11 protein-coding genes are annotated in these 13,216 nt (G+C 71.6%); 3 read left to right on the top strand and 8 right to left on the bottom strand.

The features are described 5' to 3' along the window. A partial coding sequence (locus tag AC1DP0_RS08645; protein ID WP_478083706.1) for an ATP-dependent DNA helicase occupies nt 1–2,040 on the bottom strand: 2,040 nt, incomplete at its 3' end. A 155-nt stretch (nt 2,041–2,195) separates the two neighbouring features. Here AC1DP0_RS08645 and AC1DP0_RS08640 point away from each other — a divergent pair. Continuing rightward, a complete protein-coding gene (locus AC1DP0_RS08640; protein ID WP_478083705.1) occupies nt 2,196–3,899 on the top strand; it encodes a formate--tetrahydrofolate ligase in 1,704 nt (567 codons plus the stop codon). Nucleotides 3,900–3,956: 57 nt separating this feature from the next. Here AC1DP0_RS08640 and AC1DP0_RS08635 read toward each other — a convergent pair whose 3' ends face one another. Together AC1DP0_RS08635 and hflX are read right to left on the bottom strand one after the other, a co-directional pair. Further along, nucleotides 3,957–5,042, bottom strand: coding sequence for a GNAT family N-acetyltransferase (locus AC1DP0_RS08635; RefSeq protein ID WP_478083703.1), 1,086 nt, complete (start codon nt 5,040–5,042; stop codon nt 3,957–3,959). A 90-nt stretch (nt 5,043–5,132) separates the two neighbouring features. After that, the gene (gene hflX, locus AC1DP0_RS08630; protein WP_478083700.1) at nt 5,133–6,638 is read right to left on the bottom strand and encodes a GTPase HflX; all 1,506 of its coding nucleotides are present in this window, start codon (nt 6,636–6,638) and stop codon (nt 5,133–5,135) included. A 122-nt stretch (nt 6,639–6,760) separates the two neighbouring features. On the opposite strand from hflX, the gene AC1DP0_RS08625 reads away from it, so the two are divergent. Then, on the top strand, nt 6,761–7,372 hold the full coding sequence (locus AC1DP0_RS08625; protein WP_478083698.1) for a class I SAM-dependent methyltransferase: 612 nt from the start codon (nt 6,761–6,763) through the stop codon (nt 7,370–7,372). 152 nt (nt 7,373–7,524) lie between these two features. Here AC1DP0_RS08625 and dapF read toward each other — a convergent pair whose 3' ends face one another. From dapF to miaB, 4 genes are read right to left on the bottom strand one after another with little or no spacing between them, the layout of a single operon-like run. Next, a complete protein-coding gene (dapF, locus tag AC1DP0_RS08620) occupies nt 7,525–8,376 on the bottom strand; it encodes a diaminopimelate epimerase (protein ID WP_478083696.1) in 852 nt (283 codons plus the stop codon). Nucleotide 8,377: 1 nt separating this feature from the next. Further along, complete coding sequence (gene miaA, locus AC1DP0_RS08615; RefSeq protein WP_478083694.1) at nt 8,378–9,340, bottom strand: tRNA (adenosine(37)-N6)-dimethylallyltransferase MiaA; 963 nt, start codon at nt 9,338–9,340, stop codon at nt 8,378–8,380. Between the two features lie 52 nt (nt 9,341–9,392). Then, complete coding sequence (def, locus tag AC1DP0_RS08610; RefSeq protein ID WP_478083693.1) at nt 9,393–10,019, bottom strand: peptide deformylase; 627 nt, start codon at nt 10,017–10,019, stop codon at nt 9,393–9,395. Between the two features lie 42 nt (nt 10,020–10,061). Further along, nucleotides 10,062–11,636, bottom strand: coding sequence for a tRNA (N6-isopentenyl adenosine(37)-C2)-methylthiotransferase MiaB (gene miaB, locus AC1DP0_RS08605; protein WP_478083691.1), 1,575 nt, complete (start codon nt 11,634–11,636; stop codon nt 10,062–10,064). A 161-nt stretch (nt 11,637–11,797) separates the two neighbouring features. Here miaB and AC1DP0_RS08600 point away from each other — a divergent pair, with 161 nt between their 5' ends. Beyond that, nucleotides 11,798–12,403, top strand: coding sequence for a YceI family protein (locus AC1DP0_RS08600; RefSeq protein WP_478083689.1), 606 nt, complete (start codon nt 11,798–11,800; stop codon nt 12,401–12,403). A gap of 101 nt (nt 12,404–12,504) precedes the next feature. Here the strand turns inward: AC1DP0_RS08600 and AC1DP0_RS08595 are convergent. Next, nucleotides 12,505–13,216 (bottom strand): regulatory protein RecX (locus AC1DP0_RS08595; protein ID WP_478083685.1); only part of this gene is annotated, 712 nt, incomplete at its 5' end.

Below are 13,216 nucleotides of genomic sequence, written 5' to 3'. Positions count from 1 at the left end.
CTGGACCACGGCGACCGGCCTCGGGTGCTCGGTGCCGTCGGCGTCGGCCCGGGCGCCCGTGAGCGAGCGCAGCACGGGCTCCTCGACGGCGACCGGCGGCGGAGCCATCGCGTCGAGGCGCGCGAGCGCGGCGAGCACCATCTTCTTGTCGGTCGTCGGGTAGAAGGGTGGCAGCGAGCGCTGGAGGAACCCGGCATACCTCGCCGTCATCATCCGGGAGTCGAGGAAGGCCACGACGCCGCGGTCGTCGGCCCGGCGCACGAGGCGACCGGCCCCCTGCGCGAGCCGGAGCGCGGCGTGGGTGGCCGACACGGCCATGAAGCCGTTGCCACCCATCCGCGCGATGGCCTGCGAGCGCGCCGACGCGAGCGGGTCGTCGGGCCGCGGGAACGGGATGCGGTCGATGAGGACGAGCTGGCACGACGAGCCGGGCACGTCGACCCCCTGCCACAGGGTGAGGGTGCCGAAGAGGCAGGTGCGCGGGTCGCGGGCGAAGTGGCGCACGAGCGTCGTGATCTGGTCCTCGCCCTGGCACAGGACCGGGATGTCGTCGCCGAAGCGGGCACGCATGACCTCGGCGGCTGTCTGCGCGGCACGCATCGAGGAGAAGAGGCCGAGCGTGCGCCCGCCGGCGGCACGGACGAGCTGCTCGATCTCGTCGAGGGTGTCGTCGCCGGCGCCGTCGCGGCCCGGGGGCGCCAGGTGCGCCGCGACGTAGGCGATGGCCTGCTTCGGGTAGTCGAACGGACTGCCGACGTCGAGGCCCTGCCACTTCGGGGCCCCCTCGCCGCGCAGCCCGATGGTGCCGGCGACGGCGTCGAAGGTGCCGCCGAGCTCGAGGGTCGCGGAGGTGAGGACGACGGTGCGCTCCTCGAAGACCTTGTCGCGCACGAGCATCGCCACGCTCATCGGCGCGACGCGCAGCACGGGGCCCCGGCGCGGGTCGCGGTTCAGCCACACGACGTCGAGCTCGCGCTCCTCGAGGATGCGCTCGGCGTTCTCGTGGATCTCGTCGACAGCCGCGCGCGCGATCTGGCGAGCTCCGTCGGCCTCCTGGCCGGGCGGTGGCTTGAGGTCGCTCTGGACGGTGCGGGCCGTGTCGCGGACGCGGGCGAGGGCGAGGCCGACGGAGTCGGGGATGCCGAGCATCCGCCCCTCCTCGAGCGGCTCGAGCGCTTGGGCGAGCATCTCCCCCGCCTCGTCGAGGGCGGCGGTGTTCTCGGACATCCGGCCGGCCTTCTTGGCTGCGGTCATGACCATGGTGCCGGTCAGCTCGTCGGTGATCGTGGCCGTGACGCGGTCGACGAGCTCGTGGGCCTCGTCGACGACGAGCACGTCGTGCTCGGGCAGCATCTGACGGCCCTCGAAGGAGTCGATGGCCATGAAGGAGTGGTTGGTGACGATGACGTCGACGTCCTTGGCGGCCCCACGCGCCCGCTCGACGAAGCACTCCGCCACGAGCGGGCACTTGCCGCCCATGCACTCGTGGGCTGAGACCGACACCTGCCGCCAGGCCCGCTCCGAGACACCGGGGACGAGCTCGTCGCGGTCGCCGGAGTCGGTGGTGGATGCCCACTCGCGCAGTCGGACGACCTCCTGGCCGAGTCTGCCGACCGAGGCGTCGACCTGACCGACCGAGAGCAGACCGTCCTCGTCGTCGGGGAAGCCGCCCTCGAGCTTGTTGAGGCACACGTAGTTGCGACGGCCCTTGACGAGGGCATACGTGGGACGGCGCCCGAGGACCGGAGCGAGGGCGTCGGCGACGCGCGGCATGTCCCGGTCGACGATCTGTGCCTGCAGGGCGAGCGTCGCCGTCGCGACGACGGCAGGCTTGCCCGCCTCGAAGGCGTGGGCGACCGCCGGCACGAGGTAGGCGAGCGACTTGCCGGTGCCGGTGCCGGCCTGGACGAGGAGGTGCTCCCCGTCGTCGATCGCGTGCGCGACGGCCTTGGCCATCTGCACCTGGCCCGGACGCTCCGCGCCACCGACTCCCGACACCGCGGCGTGGAGGAGGTCGTCGAGCGCGGGTCGCTGGGGCATTGGGTCAGCGTAGTGCCGACACACGGGGGCCTCGGCCCGGTGGACCCCCGCCCTGTGGATCGGCGCGCCGTCGCCCGGACACCGTGGGACCGAACTCGCGGCGGGGGCTCGCCGATTCCGGTGCGCGGTACGGGCCCCGGGAGTTGGATCGAGGCATGAGCGCACCCCTGCCCACCGACCTCGAGATCGCGAAGGCGGCGACCCTGCGCCCGCTTCCCGACGTCGCCGCCGACCTCGGCGTCCGTGACGAGCACCTCGAGCCGTACGGCCGCGGCGTCGCCAAGATCGACCTCGCGGTCCTCGACGAGCCCGCGCCGACGCATACGGCCAAGTACGTCGTCGTCACGGCGGTGACGCCGACGCCTCTCGGCGAGGGCAAGACCACGACCTCGGTCGGGCTCGCGCAGGCGCTGCACCGCCTCGGCCAGCGGGCGGTCGTCGCGCTGCGTCAGCCGTCGATGGGGYCGACGTTCGGGATCAAGGGTGGTGCGGCCGGCGGCGGCTACAGCCAGGTCGTCCCGATGGAGCGGCTCAACCTCCACCTCACCGGCGACTTCCACGCGGTCACGTCCGCCCACAACCTGCTCGCGKCGATGATCGACAACCACCTGCACCACGGCAACGAGCTCGGCATCGACGTCCGCAACATCACCTGGCGGCGCGTCCTCGACGTCAACGACCGTGCCCTGCGCAACGTCGTCATCGGGCTCGGGGCGCGACAGGACGGGCTGGCCCGCGAGACCGGCTTCGACATCACCGCCGCGAGCGAGGTCATGGTGCTGCTCACCCTTGCCACCTCGTTGCACGACCTCCGCGAGCGCCTGGGGCGGATCGTCGTCGGCTACACGACCGAGGGCAAGAGCGTCACCGCGGAGGACCTGCACGCCGCCGGCGCCATGACGGCCATCCTCGAGGAGGCCCTCAAGCCCAACCTGTTGCAGACGCTCGAGGGCGGACCCGCCATCATCCACTGCGGACCGTTCGGCAACATCGCCACGGGGACGTCGTCCGTGACGGCCGACCTCATCGCGATGCGCGGCAGCGACTACACCATCACCGAGGCGGGCTTCGGCGCGGACATGGGTGCCGAGCGCTTCTTCGACGTCAAGTGCCGGGTCAGCGGGCTCAAGCCGGACGTCGCGGTCGTCGTGGCCACCGTCCGCGCCCTGAAGACCCACTCGGGGCGGTATGCCGTCCGAGCCGGCAAGCCTCTTCCCGCGGGCATGCTCAAGGAGAGCCCCAAGGACGTCGAGGCCGGCCTGCCCAACCTGCGCAAGCACATCGAGATCGTTCGCCGGTTCGGCGTGCAGCCCGTCGTCGCGATCAACGCCTTCCCTGACGACCACGACTCCGAGCACGCCGTCATCCGGCGCTTCTGCAACAGCCTCGGGGTCCGTTCGGCCGTGACCCGCCATGTGGCCGAGGGCGGTGCCGGGGCACTGGAGCTGGCCCAGGTCGTCGTCGAGGCCGCGCACGAGCCGACCGCCTTCGAGTTCCTCTATCCCCTCGACCTGCCGCTCGAGCAGAAGATCGAGGCGATCGCCACGCAGGTCTACGGCGCCGACGGCATCGATGTGGGTTCCGCGGCAGCGCGGGCCCTCAAGGACTACGAGCGGCTGGGCTACGGCGGTCTGCCCGTGGTCATCGCGAAGACGCACCTGTCCATCTCGTCGGACCCGACCCTGCGCGGCGCTCCGCGCGGGTGGCGGATGCCGGTGCGCGAGGTGCGCGCGGCAGTGGGCGCCGGCTACGTCTACGCGATCTGTGGTGACATGCGCACGATGCCGGGACTGCCGACCTCCCCCAACGCCGAGCGCATCGACATCACCGAGGACGGGTCGGTCACGGGCCTCTACTGAGCAGTCACGGTCGCATGTCGACTCGCCCGGCGACCAGGGCCGTGGTCCGCCAGGGAGTCAGCCCAGAGGACACCCGTCGACGCGCCGGGCCATCGCGACGTCGTCGCGGTAGTCGGTCGCGCTGAGGCGCAGACCGCCCGGCACGCGGCCGACCTCGGTCCAGCCGGCACGTGCATAGAACTCGCCGAGGCCGAGCCCTCCGCGGTAGTCGAGGCGCAGCAGCTCCACCCACGGCAGCTCGCGCCGCGCGATGCCGACCATGCCGCCGAGAAGGACGCGTCCGAGGTTGCGTCCCCGCGCGGCCGGGTCGACCATCAGCCGCTTCAGCCCCGCCACGTGGGCGTACGGGAACCCGCGCGAGTGCTCCCAGAGGCCGAGTCCCCGGAGCTCACCGCCGGGGTCCCGGAGCACGCAGAGCAGCGAGCGCTCGTCGCGGACGTCCTCGAGGTGGCGGTCGAGGGCGACGGCCACCTCGGGTCGCTCCGCTCCGGGCAGGAACCCGACCGCGCCACCGGCGTCGTTGACGCCAACCCACAGGTCGACGACCTCGTCACGGAGCGCGGCGTCGACCGCTCCTGCGGGCACGGGCTCGACGCGCGGGGCCTCGAAGTACGCCATCGGCTCGCAGTCGGGATCGTCCTTCATCCGGCGCATGCCCACCTGCACGAGTCCCGCCGACGTCGCCGTGCGCAGCGACGCCGTGTTGACGGAGTCGACCATCGCCGTGACCAGGGCATCAGGACGGTGCTCGACGGCCCAGGCGACCAGCGCGCGCGAGATCTCCCTGCCGAGACCCTGCCCCAGACGGTCGTGCAGGAGGCGGTAGTAGAGGTTCAGTGACTCCGCGTCCGAGTTCTTGTGCCGCAGGCCCGCCCACCTGATGACGTCATCGGACGAGCGGTCGACGACCGCGACGTAGCCGAGGCCCTCACGCTCCCAGTCGGCCAGGTCGTCGGCGAGGCGCTCGCGGCACCGCTCGGGGCTCGGCTGGCTCGCGGGTGAGTGGGCGTACGTCCGGGGGTCGCTGTGGAGGTGCAGGTAGGCCTCGAGGTCGTCGGCGCGCGGACGGCGCAGCACCAGACGGTCGGTCACGATCCACGGGGCTTGCGCGTCGTGGAGCGGCGCGCCAGGGGTCACTGCCATGTCGCCCATCCTCTCCGACCGCCCCGACAGTCCCCTCCCGGAACGCCGAAGGGCCCCACGAGGAGGCCCTTCAGCGAGGTGCGGTCGCGGTCAGCTGGCGACGACGGCGTATGCCGCGAGATCGGGCTCCATGGTCGGCGTGACCTTGGCGCGCAGCCGGGTCCCCTCCGCCACGTGCTCGCTCTGGAGGATCTCGCCCTCCTCGTGCAGGCGGGAGATGAGGTCGCCGCGGTCGTACGGCACGAGCACCTCGACCTCGATGTCGGGCTTCGGCAGCTCGTCGTCGATCAGGGCGCGCAGCTCGGCCAGCCCGGCGCCGGTGCGGGCCGAGACCGTGACGCAGTGCCGCTCGTGGCGCCGGAGCCGGTCGAGCACCTCCGGGTCGGCGATGTCGGCCTTGTTGACGACGATGATCTCCTTGATCTGGTCGCCGCCGACCTCCGCGAGCACCTCGCGGACCGCCGAGATCTGCCCCTCGGGGTCGGGGTGCGAGCCGTCTACGACGTGCAGGAGCAGGTCGGAGTCGCCGACCTCCTCGAGGGTCGAGCGGAACGCCTCGACGAGCTGGTGCGGCAGGCTGCGGACGAAGCCCACGGTGTCGGCGAGCGTGTAGACGCGGCCGTCCTCGGTCTCGGTCCGACGCACGGTCGGGTCGAGGGTCGCGAAGAGCTGGTTCTCGACGAGCACGCCGGCGCCGGTGAGCCGGTTGAGCAGCGAGCTCTTGCCGGCGTTGGTGTAACCGGCGATGGCGACGGACGGGACGCCGCCCGCCCGGCGCGAGTGGCGACGCGTGTCGCGGCTCGTCTTCATGGCCTTGATGTCGCGGCGGAGCTTGGCGATCTTCGTGTTGATCCGGCGGCGGTCGAGCTCGATCTTCGTCTCACCGGGTCCACGCGATCCGATGCCCTCACCGCCGGCGACGCGGCCACCGGCCTGACGGGACATCGACTCACCCCAGCCACGCAGGCGCGGCAGGAGGTACTGCAGCTGGGCCAGCTCGACCTGCGCGCGGCCCTCGCGGCTCTTTGCGTGCTGCGCGAAGATGTCGAGGATCAGCGCAGTGCGGTCGATGACCTTGACCTTGACGACGTCCTCGAGCGCGCGGCGCTGGCTCGGGGCGAGCTCGCCGTCGCAGATGACGGTGTCGGCCCCCTCCTCGACGACGATGTCGCGCAGCTCGAGCGCCTTGCCCTTGCCCAGCCAGGTGGCCGGGTCGGGCTTCTGACGACGCTGCACGACACCCTCGAGCACGGTCGACCCCGCCGTCTCGGCGAGGGCCGCGAGCTCGCGGATGGAGTTCTCGGCATCGTCGGCGGTGCCCTCGGTCCAGACCCCGGCGAGCACGACCCGCTCGAGGCGCAGCTGGCGGTACTCGACCTCGGTGATGTCCTCGAGCTCGGTCGACAGCCCCTGGACGCGTCGGAGCGCTGCGCGCTCCTCACGGTCGAGCTGGTCGCCGTCGTAGAGGGGGTATGCCGTGTCAGCGGTCTCGAGGGCGTCCTCCGCCAGCGCATCAGCGCGGGTGGCGAAGAGGTCACGCTCACGCTCCGCAGCGCGGGCTCGGTCGTCGGTGTGCTGGGTGTGGTTGCTCGTCATGTTCTCCCTATGGTTCCACTGGTCCAACGCCACGAGCCACTCGTTTGTGCCCAATGCATGCTTACCCACCCTGACGTGCTCGCCGTGGAGGTGTGCGGCGGCGGCCGATAACGTGACCCCTGATGAGCGAGCCGACCGACCACTACTTCACCGCCGAGCCGGCCACCCCGGAGGAGCGACGCACCATCGAGGTCACCCTCGAGGGGCGCCGGTTCACGCTGAGCACGGCTCGTGGCGTCTACTCCCCCGACCGCCTCGACCCGGGCACGTCCGTTCTGCTCACCGGTGCACCCGATCCGAGCCGGACCGGCGACCTGCTCGACCTCGGCTGCGGTTGGGGGCCGATCGCGATCACCCTGGCGCTGCGCGCCCCCGCAGCACGCGTCTGGGGCGTCGACGTCAACCGCCGCTCGCTCGACCTCGCCCGGACGAACGCCGCGGCGGCGGGCGTCGACAACGCGACCTTCTGCGAGCCGGACGAGGTCCCGGCCGACCTGCGGTTCGCGACGATCTGGTCCAACCCGCCGATCCACGTGGGCAAGGCGGCCTTGCACGCCCTCCTCGAGCGCTGGCTCCCGCGCCTGGCCGACGACGGTGTCGCCCACCTCGTCGTCCAGAAGCACCTGGGCTCCGACTCGCTGCAGAAGTGGGTCAACGCGCAGGACTGGGGACTGACGTGCACGCGCCTGTCGTCCGCCAAGGCGTTCCGCATCCTCGAGGTGCGGCGCGCCTGAGCGCGCCTCTGCCGGCTCCGGTCGAGGTGTGCCGCCGCGCCCGGTCGCGGGAGATCACCTCGACCCGTCGTGGGCTGCCCTCGGTCGAGGTGTGCCGCCGCGCCCGGCCGCGGGAGATCACCTCGACCCGTCGGGACGCGCCACGACCGGGCTCAGAGCGGGAAGTCCCCGTCGGCGACGAGCACCGCGGGGCCGGCGAGCTCGACCCGCTGGCCGGCCAGCGGCGTGACGGTCAGGCGCCCGCCCGGCACGTCGACGGTCCACGGGGTCAGGTCCTCGACGCCGGACCAGAAGCGCGTCGCAAGGGCAGCCGCCGCAGCACCGGTGCCGCACGAGCGGGTCTCGCCGACGCCGCGCTCGTGGACCCGCATCGCGATGTGACCGGGACCGACGGCCCGGACGAACTCGACGTTGGACCCGTCGGCCGGCTCCGGGTGCAGCTGGGGCGCCTCGCCGAGGTCGAGGTTCTCGAGGGTGATGCCCTCAGGGAGCATGACGACGGCGTGCGGGTTGCCGAGGTCGAGCGACAGCGCCGGCACCGGTTTGCCGTGGCGCGGGCGCACCATGACGTCGAAGCCGTCGCGTCGGGCACCCTCCTCGTCGACGAGCCGCCACGGACCGAGGTCGACGGCATACCCCTCGTCGACGACCCGGACCGTCTTCACGCCGGCGCGGGTCGCGATGGTGAGCGTGGAGCCGAAGGCCAGCCCCTCGCGCCGCAGGTAGGCGGCGAAGACGCGGGTCCCGTTGCCGCACATCTCGGCGAGGGAGCCGTCTGCGTTGCGGTAGTCCATGAACCACTCGGCGTCGCGTGACTGGGCCCGCACCGTCTCGTCGGTGGAGAGCCCGGTGCGCACGACCCGGATCACGCCGTCCGCGCCGATCCCGGCATGCCGGTCGGCGATGCGCTGCACCTGGGCGGGGGTGAGCTCGAGAGTGCCCTCGAGGTCAGGGACGAGGACGAAGTCGTTCTCGGTGCCGTGGCCCTTGGTGAAACGCGTCATGTCAGGCATTCTCCGCCATGCTGTGACGCACCTGCGCATCCGCCTCGCGAACCGCCGTCAAGGCCTGGTCGAGCAGGTCGGACGAGGCCGCGTCGAGCCAGATGATGCGCGGATCGGGGCGGAACCACGACTCCTGTCGACGGGCGTAGCGGCGTGTCGCCTGAGCCGTGTCGCGCCGTGCCGCGGTCTCGTCGAGATCGCCGTCGACGACGGCGATGGCCTGGCTGTAGCCGATGGCCCGACTGGCGGTGACGCCGTGACGCAGGCCGACTCCGAGCAGGGTCTCGGTCTCGGTCCGCAAGCCGTCCTCCCACATGCGCTCGACGCGCCGGTCGATCCGCTCGACGAGCACGTCGCGGTCGACTCTCAGCCCGAGAACGACTGCAGGAGAGACGAACTCGCGTTTGGGCATCGTCGCACTGAAGGGCTTGCCGGTCAGCTCGATGACCTCCAGCGCCCGGATGACACGCCGCACGTTGCCCGGCAGGATCGAGGCGGCGGACCGCGGGTCCAGACCGCGCAGCCGCGCGTGCAGGGCGTCGCCGCCGACGACCTCGGACTCCGCCTCGAGGCGGGTGCGCACCTCGGCGTCGGTCGGGGGGATCTCGAGCCGGTCGAGGGCCGCCCGCACGTAGAGGCCCGACCCGCCGACGAGCAGCGGGCGGTGGCCGCGGCCTCGGATGGCGGCGATGTCGGCCCGCGCGGCCACCTGGTAGCCCGCGACGCTGGCCTCCTCGGTCACGTCGAGGACGTCGAGCTGGTGGTGCCGCACGCCCCGGCGCTCGGCGAGGGACAGCTTGGCCGTGCCGATGTCCATGCCGCGGTAGAGCTGCATGGCGTCGGCGTTGACGACCTCTCCCCCGAGTCGCTCGGCGAGGTCGAGCGCCAGGTCCGACTTGCCCGTGGCGGTCGGACCCACGACCGCCACGATCGGCTCGGCGTCGGACTCCCGGTCAGGCGCCACGGTCCACCGGATCGCAGGAGGAGGTCTTGCTCTTCACGACGACGGCGCGCACTCAGCCGATGAGCTCGTCGGTGTGCTCGCCGGCGTGTTCGGCGCTGGCGTCCTCGTCGTGGCCGAACGGGTCGCGGTCGACGCCGGGGTGCCACGAGTTGCCGGGCTTGCCCCAGCCGTTGCGCTTGACGGCCTTGCGGGCCTTCTTGGACTGCCGGTCGTCGAGCCGATCGACGTAGAGCGTGCCGTTGAGGTGGTCGTACTCGTGCTGCATGCAGCGCGCGAACCAGCCCGTCGCGTCGAACTCGACCCGGTTCCCGTCGACGTCGAGGCCGATGACGTGCGCGCGGTCGGCGCGCTTGAGCGGGAAGGCCTCCCCCGGCACGGACAGGCAGCCCTCGGTCTCCTCGTCGGGGTTGGGGCGCTCCTGCGGGATCCTCGACGTGGTGAGCGTCGGGTTGATGACGTGCCCCTGCTCGGGCACCCCGTCCTCGTTGGCCATCTTCCAGATGAAGACGCGCAGTCCGACACCGATCTGTGGCGCCGCGAGGCCCACGCCGTTGGCTGCGACGTTGGTCTCGTACATGTCCTCGACGAGGGTGCGGAGCTCGTCGTCGAAGTCCGTGACGAGGGCTGCAGCCCGATGGAGGACGGGCTCGCCGGTGATCACGATGGGGCGCACGCTCATGCGCCAAGTCAAGCACGAGGCGTCACCCCGGCCCGAATCGGCTCAGACGACAGAGCAGCCCGGTGCCGTCTGCGCGGGAGCAGGCTTGCCGATCGCCGGCATCCCGAGGCTGACGGCGGGCTTGCCGGTGCCCTGCGGAACGTCCTGGAGCGCGGCCCAGGCGTCGCCGCCGCGAGTGCGCCGGACGGCATACGTCCCACCCTCGAGGCCCGAGTCGGCGACGAGATGGTGCGGCGCGCCGTAGGTGACCTGCACGGTCACCATGTCGCCCGGTCGGGGCACCTCGCCACCCTCGGGCACGGCGAAGTGGACGAGGCGGTTGTCGCGAGCCCTGCCCGACAGGCGATTGGTCTCGGCGTCCTTGCGCCCCTCCGACGGGGTGACGAGGACTTCGACCTCGCGACCCTCGACGGCCCGGTTGCCGGCCCAGCTCACCTCCTCCTGGAGGGCGATGAGCCGTTCGAAGCGCTCCTGGACGACCTGCTTGGGGACCTGGTGCTCCATGGTCGCCGCGGGGGTGCCGGGGCGGATGGAGTACTGGAAGGTGAAGGCGCTGGAGAACCGGGACTCGCGCACGACGTCGAGCGTGCCCTGGAAGTCCTCCTCCGTCTCGCCGGGGAAGCCGACGATGATGTCGGTCGTGATGGCGGCGTCCGGGATGTGCCGGCGGACGTTGTCGATGATGCCGAGGAACTTCGTGCTCCGGTAGGAGCGGCGCATGTCCTTGAGCACCTTGTCCGAGCCCGACTGGAGCGGCATGTGCAGGCTCGGCATGACGTTGGGCGTCTCGGCCATGGCGAGGATGACGTCCTCGGTGAAGGCCGCCGGGTGCGGGCTGGTGAAGCGCACCCGCTCGAGTCCCTCGATCTCCCCGCACGCCCGGAGCAGCTTGCCGAAGGCCAGCCGGTCGCCGAACTCGACGCCGTAGGTGTTGACGTTCTGGCCCAGCAGCGTCACCTCGACGACACCCTGCGCCACGAGCGCCTCGATCTCGGCCAGGATCTCGCCGGGGCGGCGGTCCTGCTCCTTGCCGCGCAGGCTCGGCACGATGCAGAACGTGCACGTGTTGTTGCAGCCGACGGAGATGGACACCCAGGCGCTGTACGCGGAGTCGCGTCGCGTCGGCAGCGTGGAGGGGAAGACCTCGAGGCTCTCGAGGATCTCCACCTCCGCGCGCTTGTTGTGGGCGGCCCGGTCGAGCAGCGCCGGCAGGGAGCCGATGTTGTGGGTGCCGAAGACGACGTCGACCCACGGCGCGCGCTGGWCGATGGCGCCGCGGTCCTTCTGGGCCATGCAGCCCCCGACGGCGATSTGCATGCCCGGGTTCTGCTGCTTCGCCGGCCGCAGCTGGCCGAGGTTGCCGTACAGCTTGTTGTCGGCGTTCTCGCGCACCGCGCACGTGTTGAAGACGACGACGTCGGCAACGTCGGGACGCTCCCCCGCCGGGAGGCTGGCGAGGTCGACGTAGCCGGCCGTCTCGAGCAGGCCGGCGAGCCGCTCGCTGTCGTGGACGTTCATCTGGCAGCCGTGCGTGCGCACGTCGTAGGTCCGGGGCGCGCCGCCCGGCTTGATGGGTGCGGTCGCGACGGGCGCGGGGGCGAAGTTCTGCGTTGTCATGGCACGGACAAGGGTACGTCGTGCGGCGGCCGAGGGCGGCCGCGCTCCCCGGCTCGGGAATAGCGGGAGGGGCGACCCCGTTGACATCACTGCTTGACAGTTCAACCACTTTGCAGCATCATAGTTGTTGAAGATTCAACCTCTACTCCGAAGGACACATCATGGGCCTGTTCAACCGCACCAAGAGCGACACCGTCACCGAGACGCCCTCGGTCGCCGTCGAGAACATCTCCGGCGACTACACGCTCGACCCGAGCCACACGCGCATCGGCTTCTCCGCCCGTCACGCGATGGTGACGAAGGTCCGGGGCAACTTCGACCAGTTCGAGGGCACCGCCCACGTCGACACCGCCAACCCGGCCAACTCGTCGGTGACGGTGACCATCGAGGCCGCCAGCGTCACCACCGGCAACGAGCAGCGCGACGGTCACCTCAAGACCCCTGACTTCTTCGACATCGCCAACTACCCGCAGATCACCTTCGTCTCGACCGACGTCGAGCGCGACGGCACCGAGTGGGCCATCACCGGCGACCTCACCATCAAYGGCGTCACCAAGTCGGTCACGGTCCCCTTCGAGGAGACCGGCTCGGCCAAGGACCCGTTCGGCAACACGCGGGTCGGCTTCGAGGGTGAGGTCACCATCGACCGCACCGACTGGAACCTCTCCTTCAACGCGGCCCTCGAGACCGGCGGCGTCCTCGTGAGCGAGAAGGTCAAGCTCGAGTTCGACATCTCGGCGATCGCCAACGTGCCTGCCGAGGTCTGAGCAGCACCGCACGACAGCACGACAGCATCACCGCGAGGGGGTGAGGACCGGTCCGGTCCTCGCCCCCTCGCGGTGTCCGGGCACGCACGGGGCCCAGGACGTCAGTCGCGGCGGTGCTCGGGCAGGCTGTCGACGGCGTCGCGGATGATGGGCCAGGCGACCTCAACGGAGTAGCCCTTGCGCGCCAGCAGCCCGGCCAGGCGGCGGGTCTGGACCTCAGGGGTCAGGCCACGCATCGAGCGCAGCTTCTTGGCGACGAGCTGTTCGGCCCGCACGCGTTCGTCGCCAGCACCGACCTGACCGAGCGCCTCGACGGCGATCTCCTGGTCGATGCCCTGCTTGCGCAGCTCGTGGGCGAGAGCGCGCCGCGCCAGCCCCTTGTCCGACTGCTTCGAGCGGACCAGCATCTGGGCATACGCCTCGTCGTCGACGAGTCCGACCTCGGTCAGGCGGTCGAGCACCTTGGCCGCGACCTCGTCGTCGCACCCGCGCTGGCGCAGCTTCCGCTCGAGCTGGGAGCGGCTGCGCGGAGCCATGCTCAGCTGTCGAAGGACGATGGCACGAGCGACCGACTCGGCGTCAGCGTCGGGGACGAGCGTCTCGGTGTCGTCCGGCGGAGGCGCCCAGTCGGGCCGCTCCCCCGCCTCGTCCGAGCCCCATCCGGATTTCGGCCGCCCACCCCGACGACCTGGCTGAGGTGACGGAGCTGACCGACCCTGCTGACCCGGACCGTCGGGACGTGCTGCGCCGCTCTCGCGCGTCGAGACGGCCCGGGACGGGCCGTCGGCCCGCACCCCGGCCACACCCTCTGCC

The sequence above is a fragment of the Terrabacter sp. P5_B1 genome (assembly GCF_056400505.1).
Note: the sequence above shows the minus strand (reverse complement) of the source record. Positions and strands in the feature narration are given on the sequence as shown.

What these genes read in the sequence shown, in the direction of transcription:
- AC1DP0_RS08635 (WP_478083703.1), bottom strand. Translation starts at nt 5,042, where the DNA reads ATGGCAGTGACCCCTGGCGCGCCGCTCCACGACGCGCAAGCCCCGTGG.
- hflX (WP_478083700.1), bottom strand. Translation starts at nt 6,638, where the DNA reads ATGACGAGCAACCACACCCAGCACACCGACGACCGAGCCCGCGCTGCG.
- AC1DP0_RS08625 (WP_478083698.1), top strand. Translation starts at nt 6,761, where the DNA reads ATGAGCGAGCCGACCGACCACTACTTCACCGCCGAGCCGGCCACCCCG.
- dapF (WP_478083696.1), bottom strand. Translation starts at nt 8,376, where the DNA reads ATGACGCGTTTCACCAAGGGCCACGGCACCGAGAACGACTTCGTCCTC.
- def (WP_478083693.1), bottom strand. Translation starts at nt 10,019, where the DNA reads ATGAGCGTGCGCCCCATCGTGATCACCGGCGAGCCCGTCCTCCATCGG.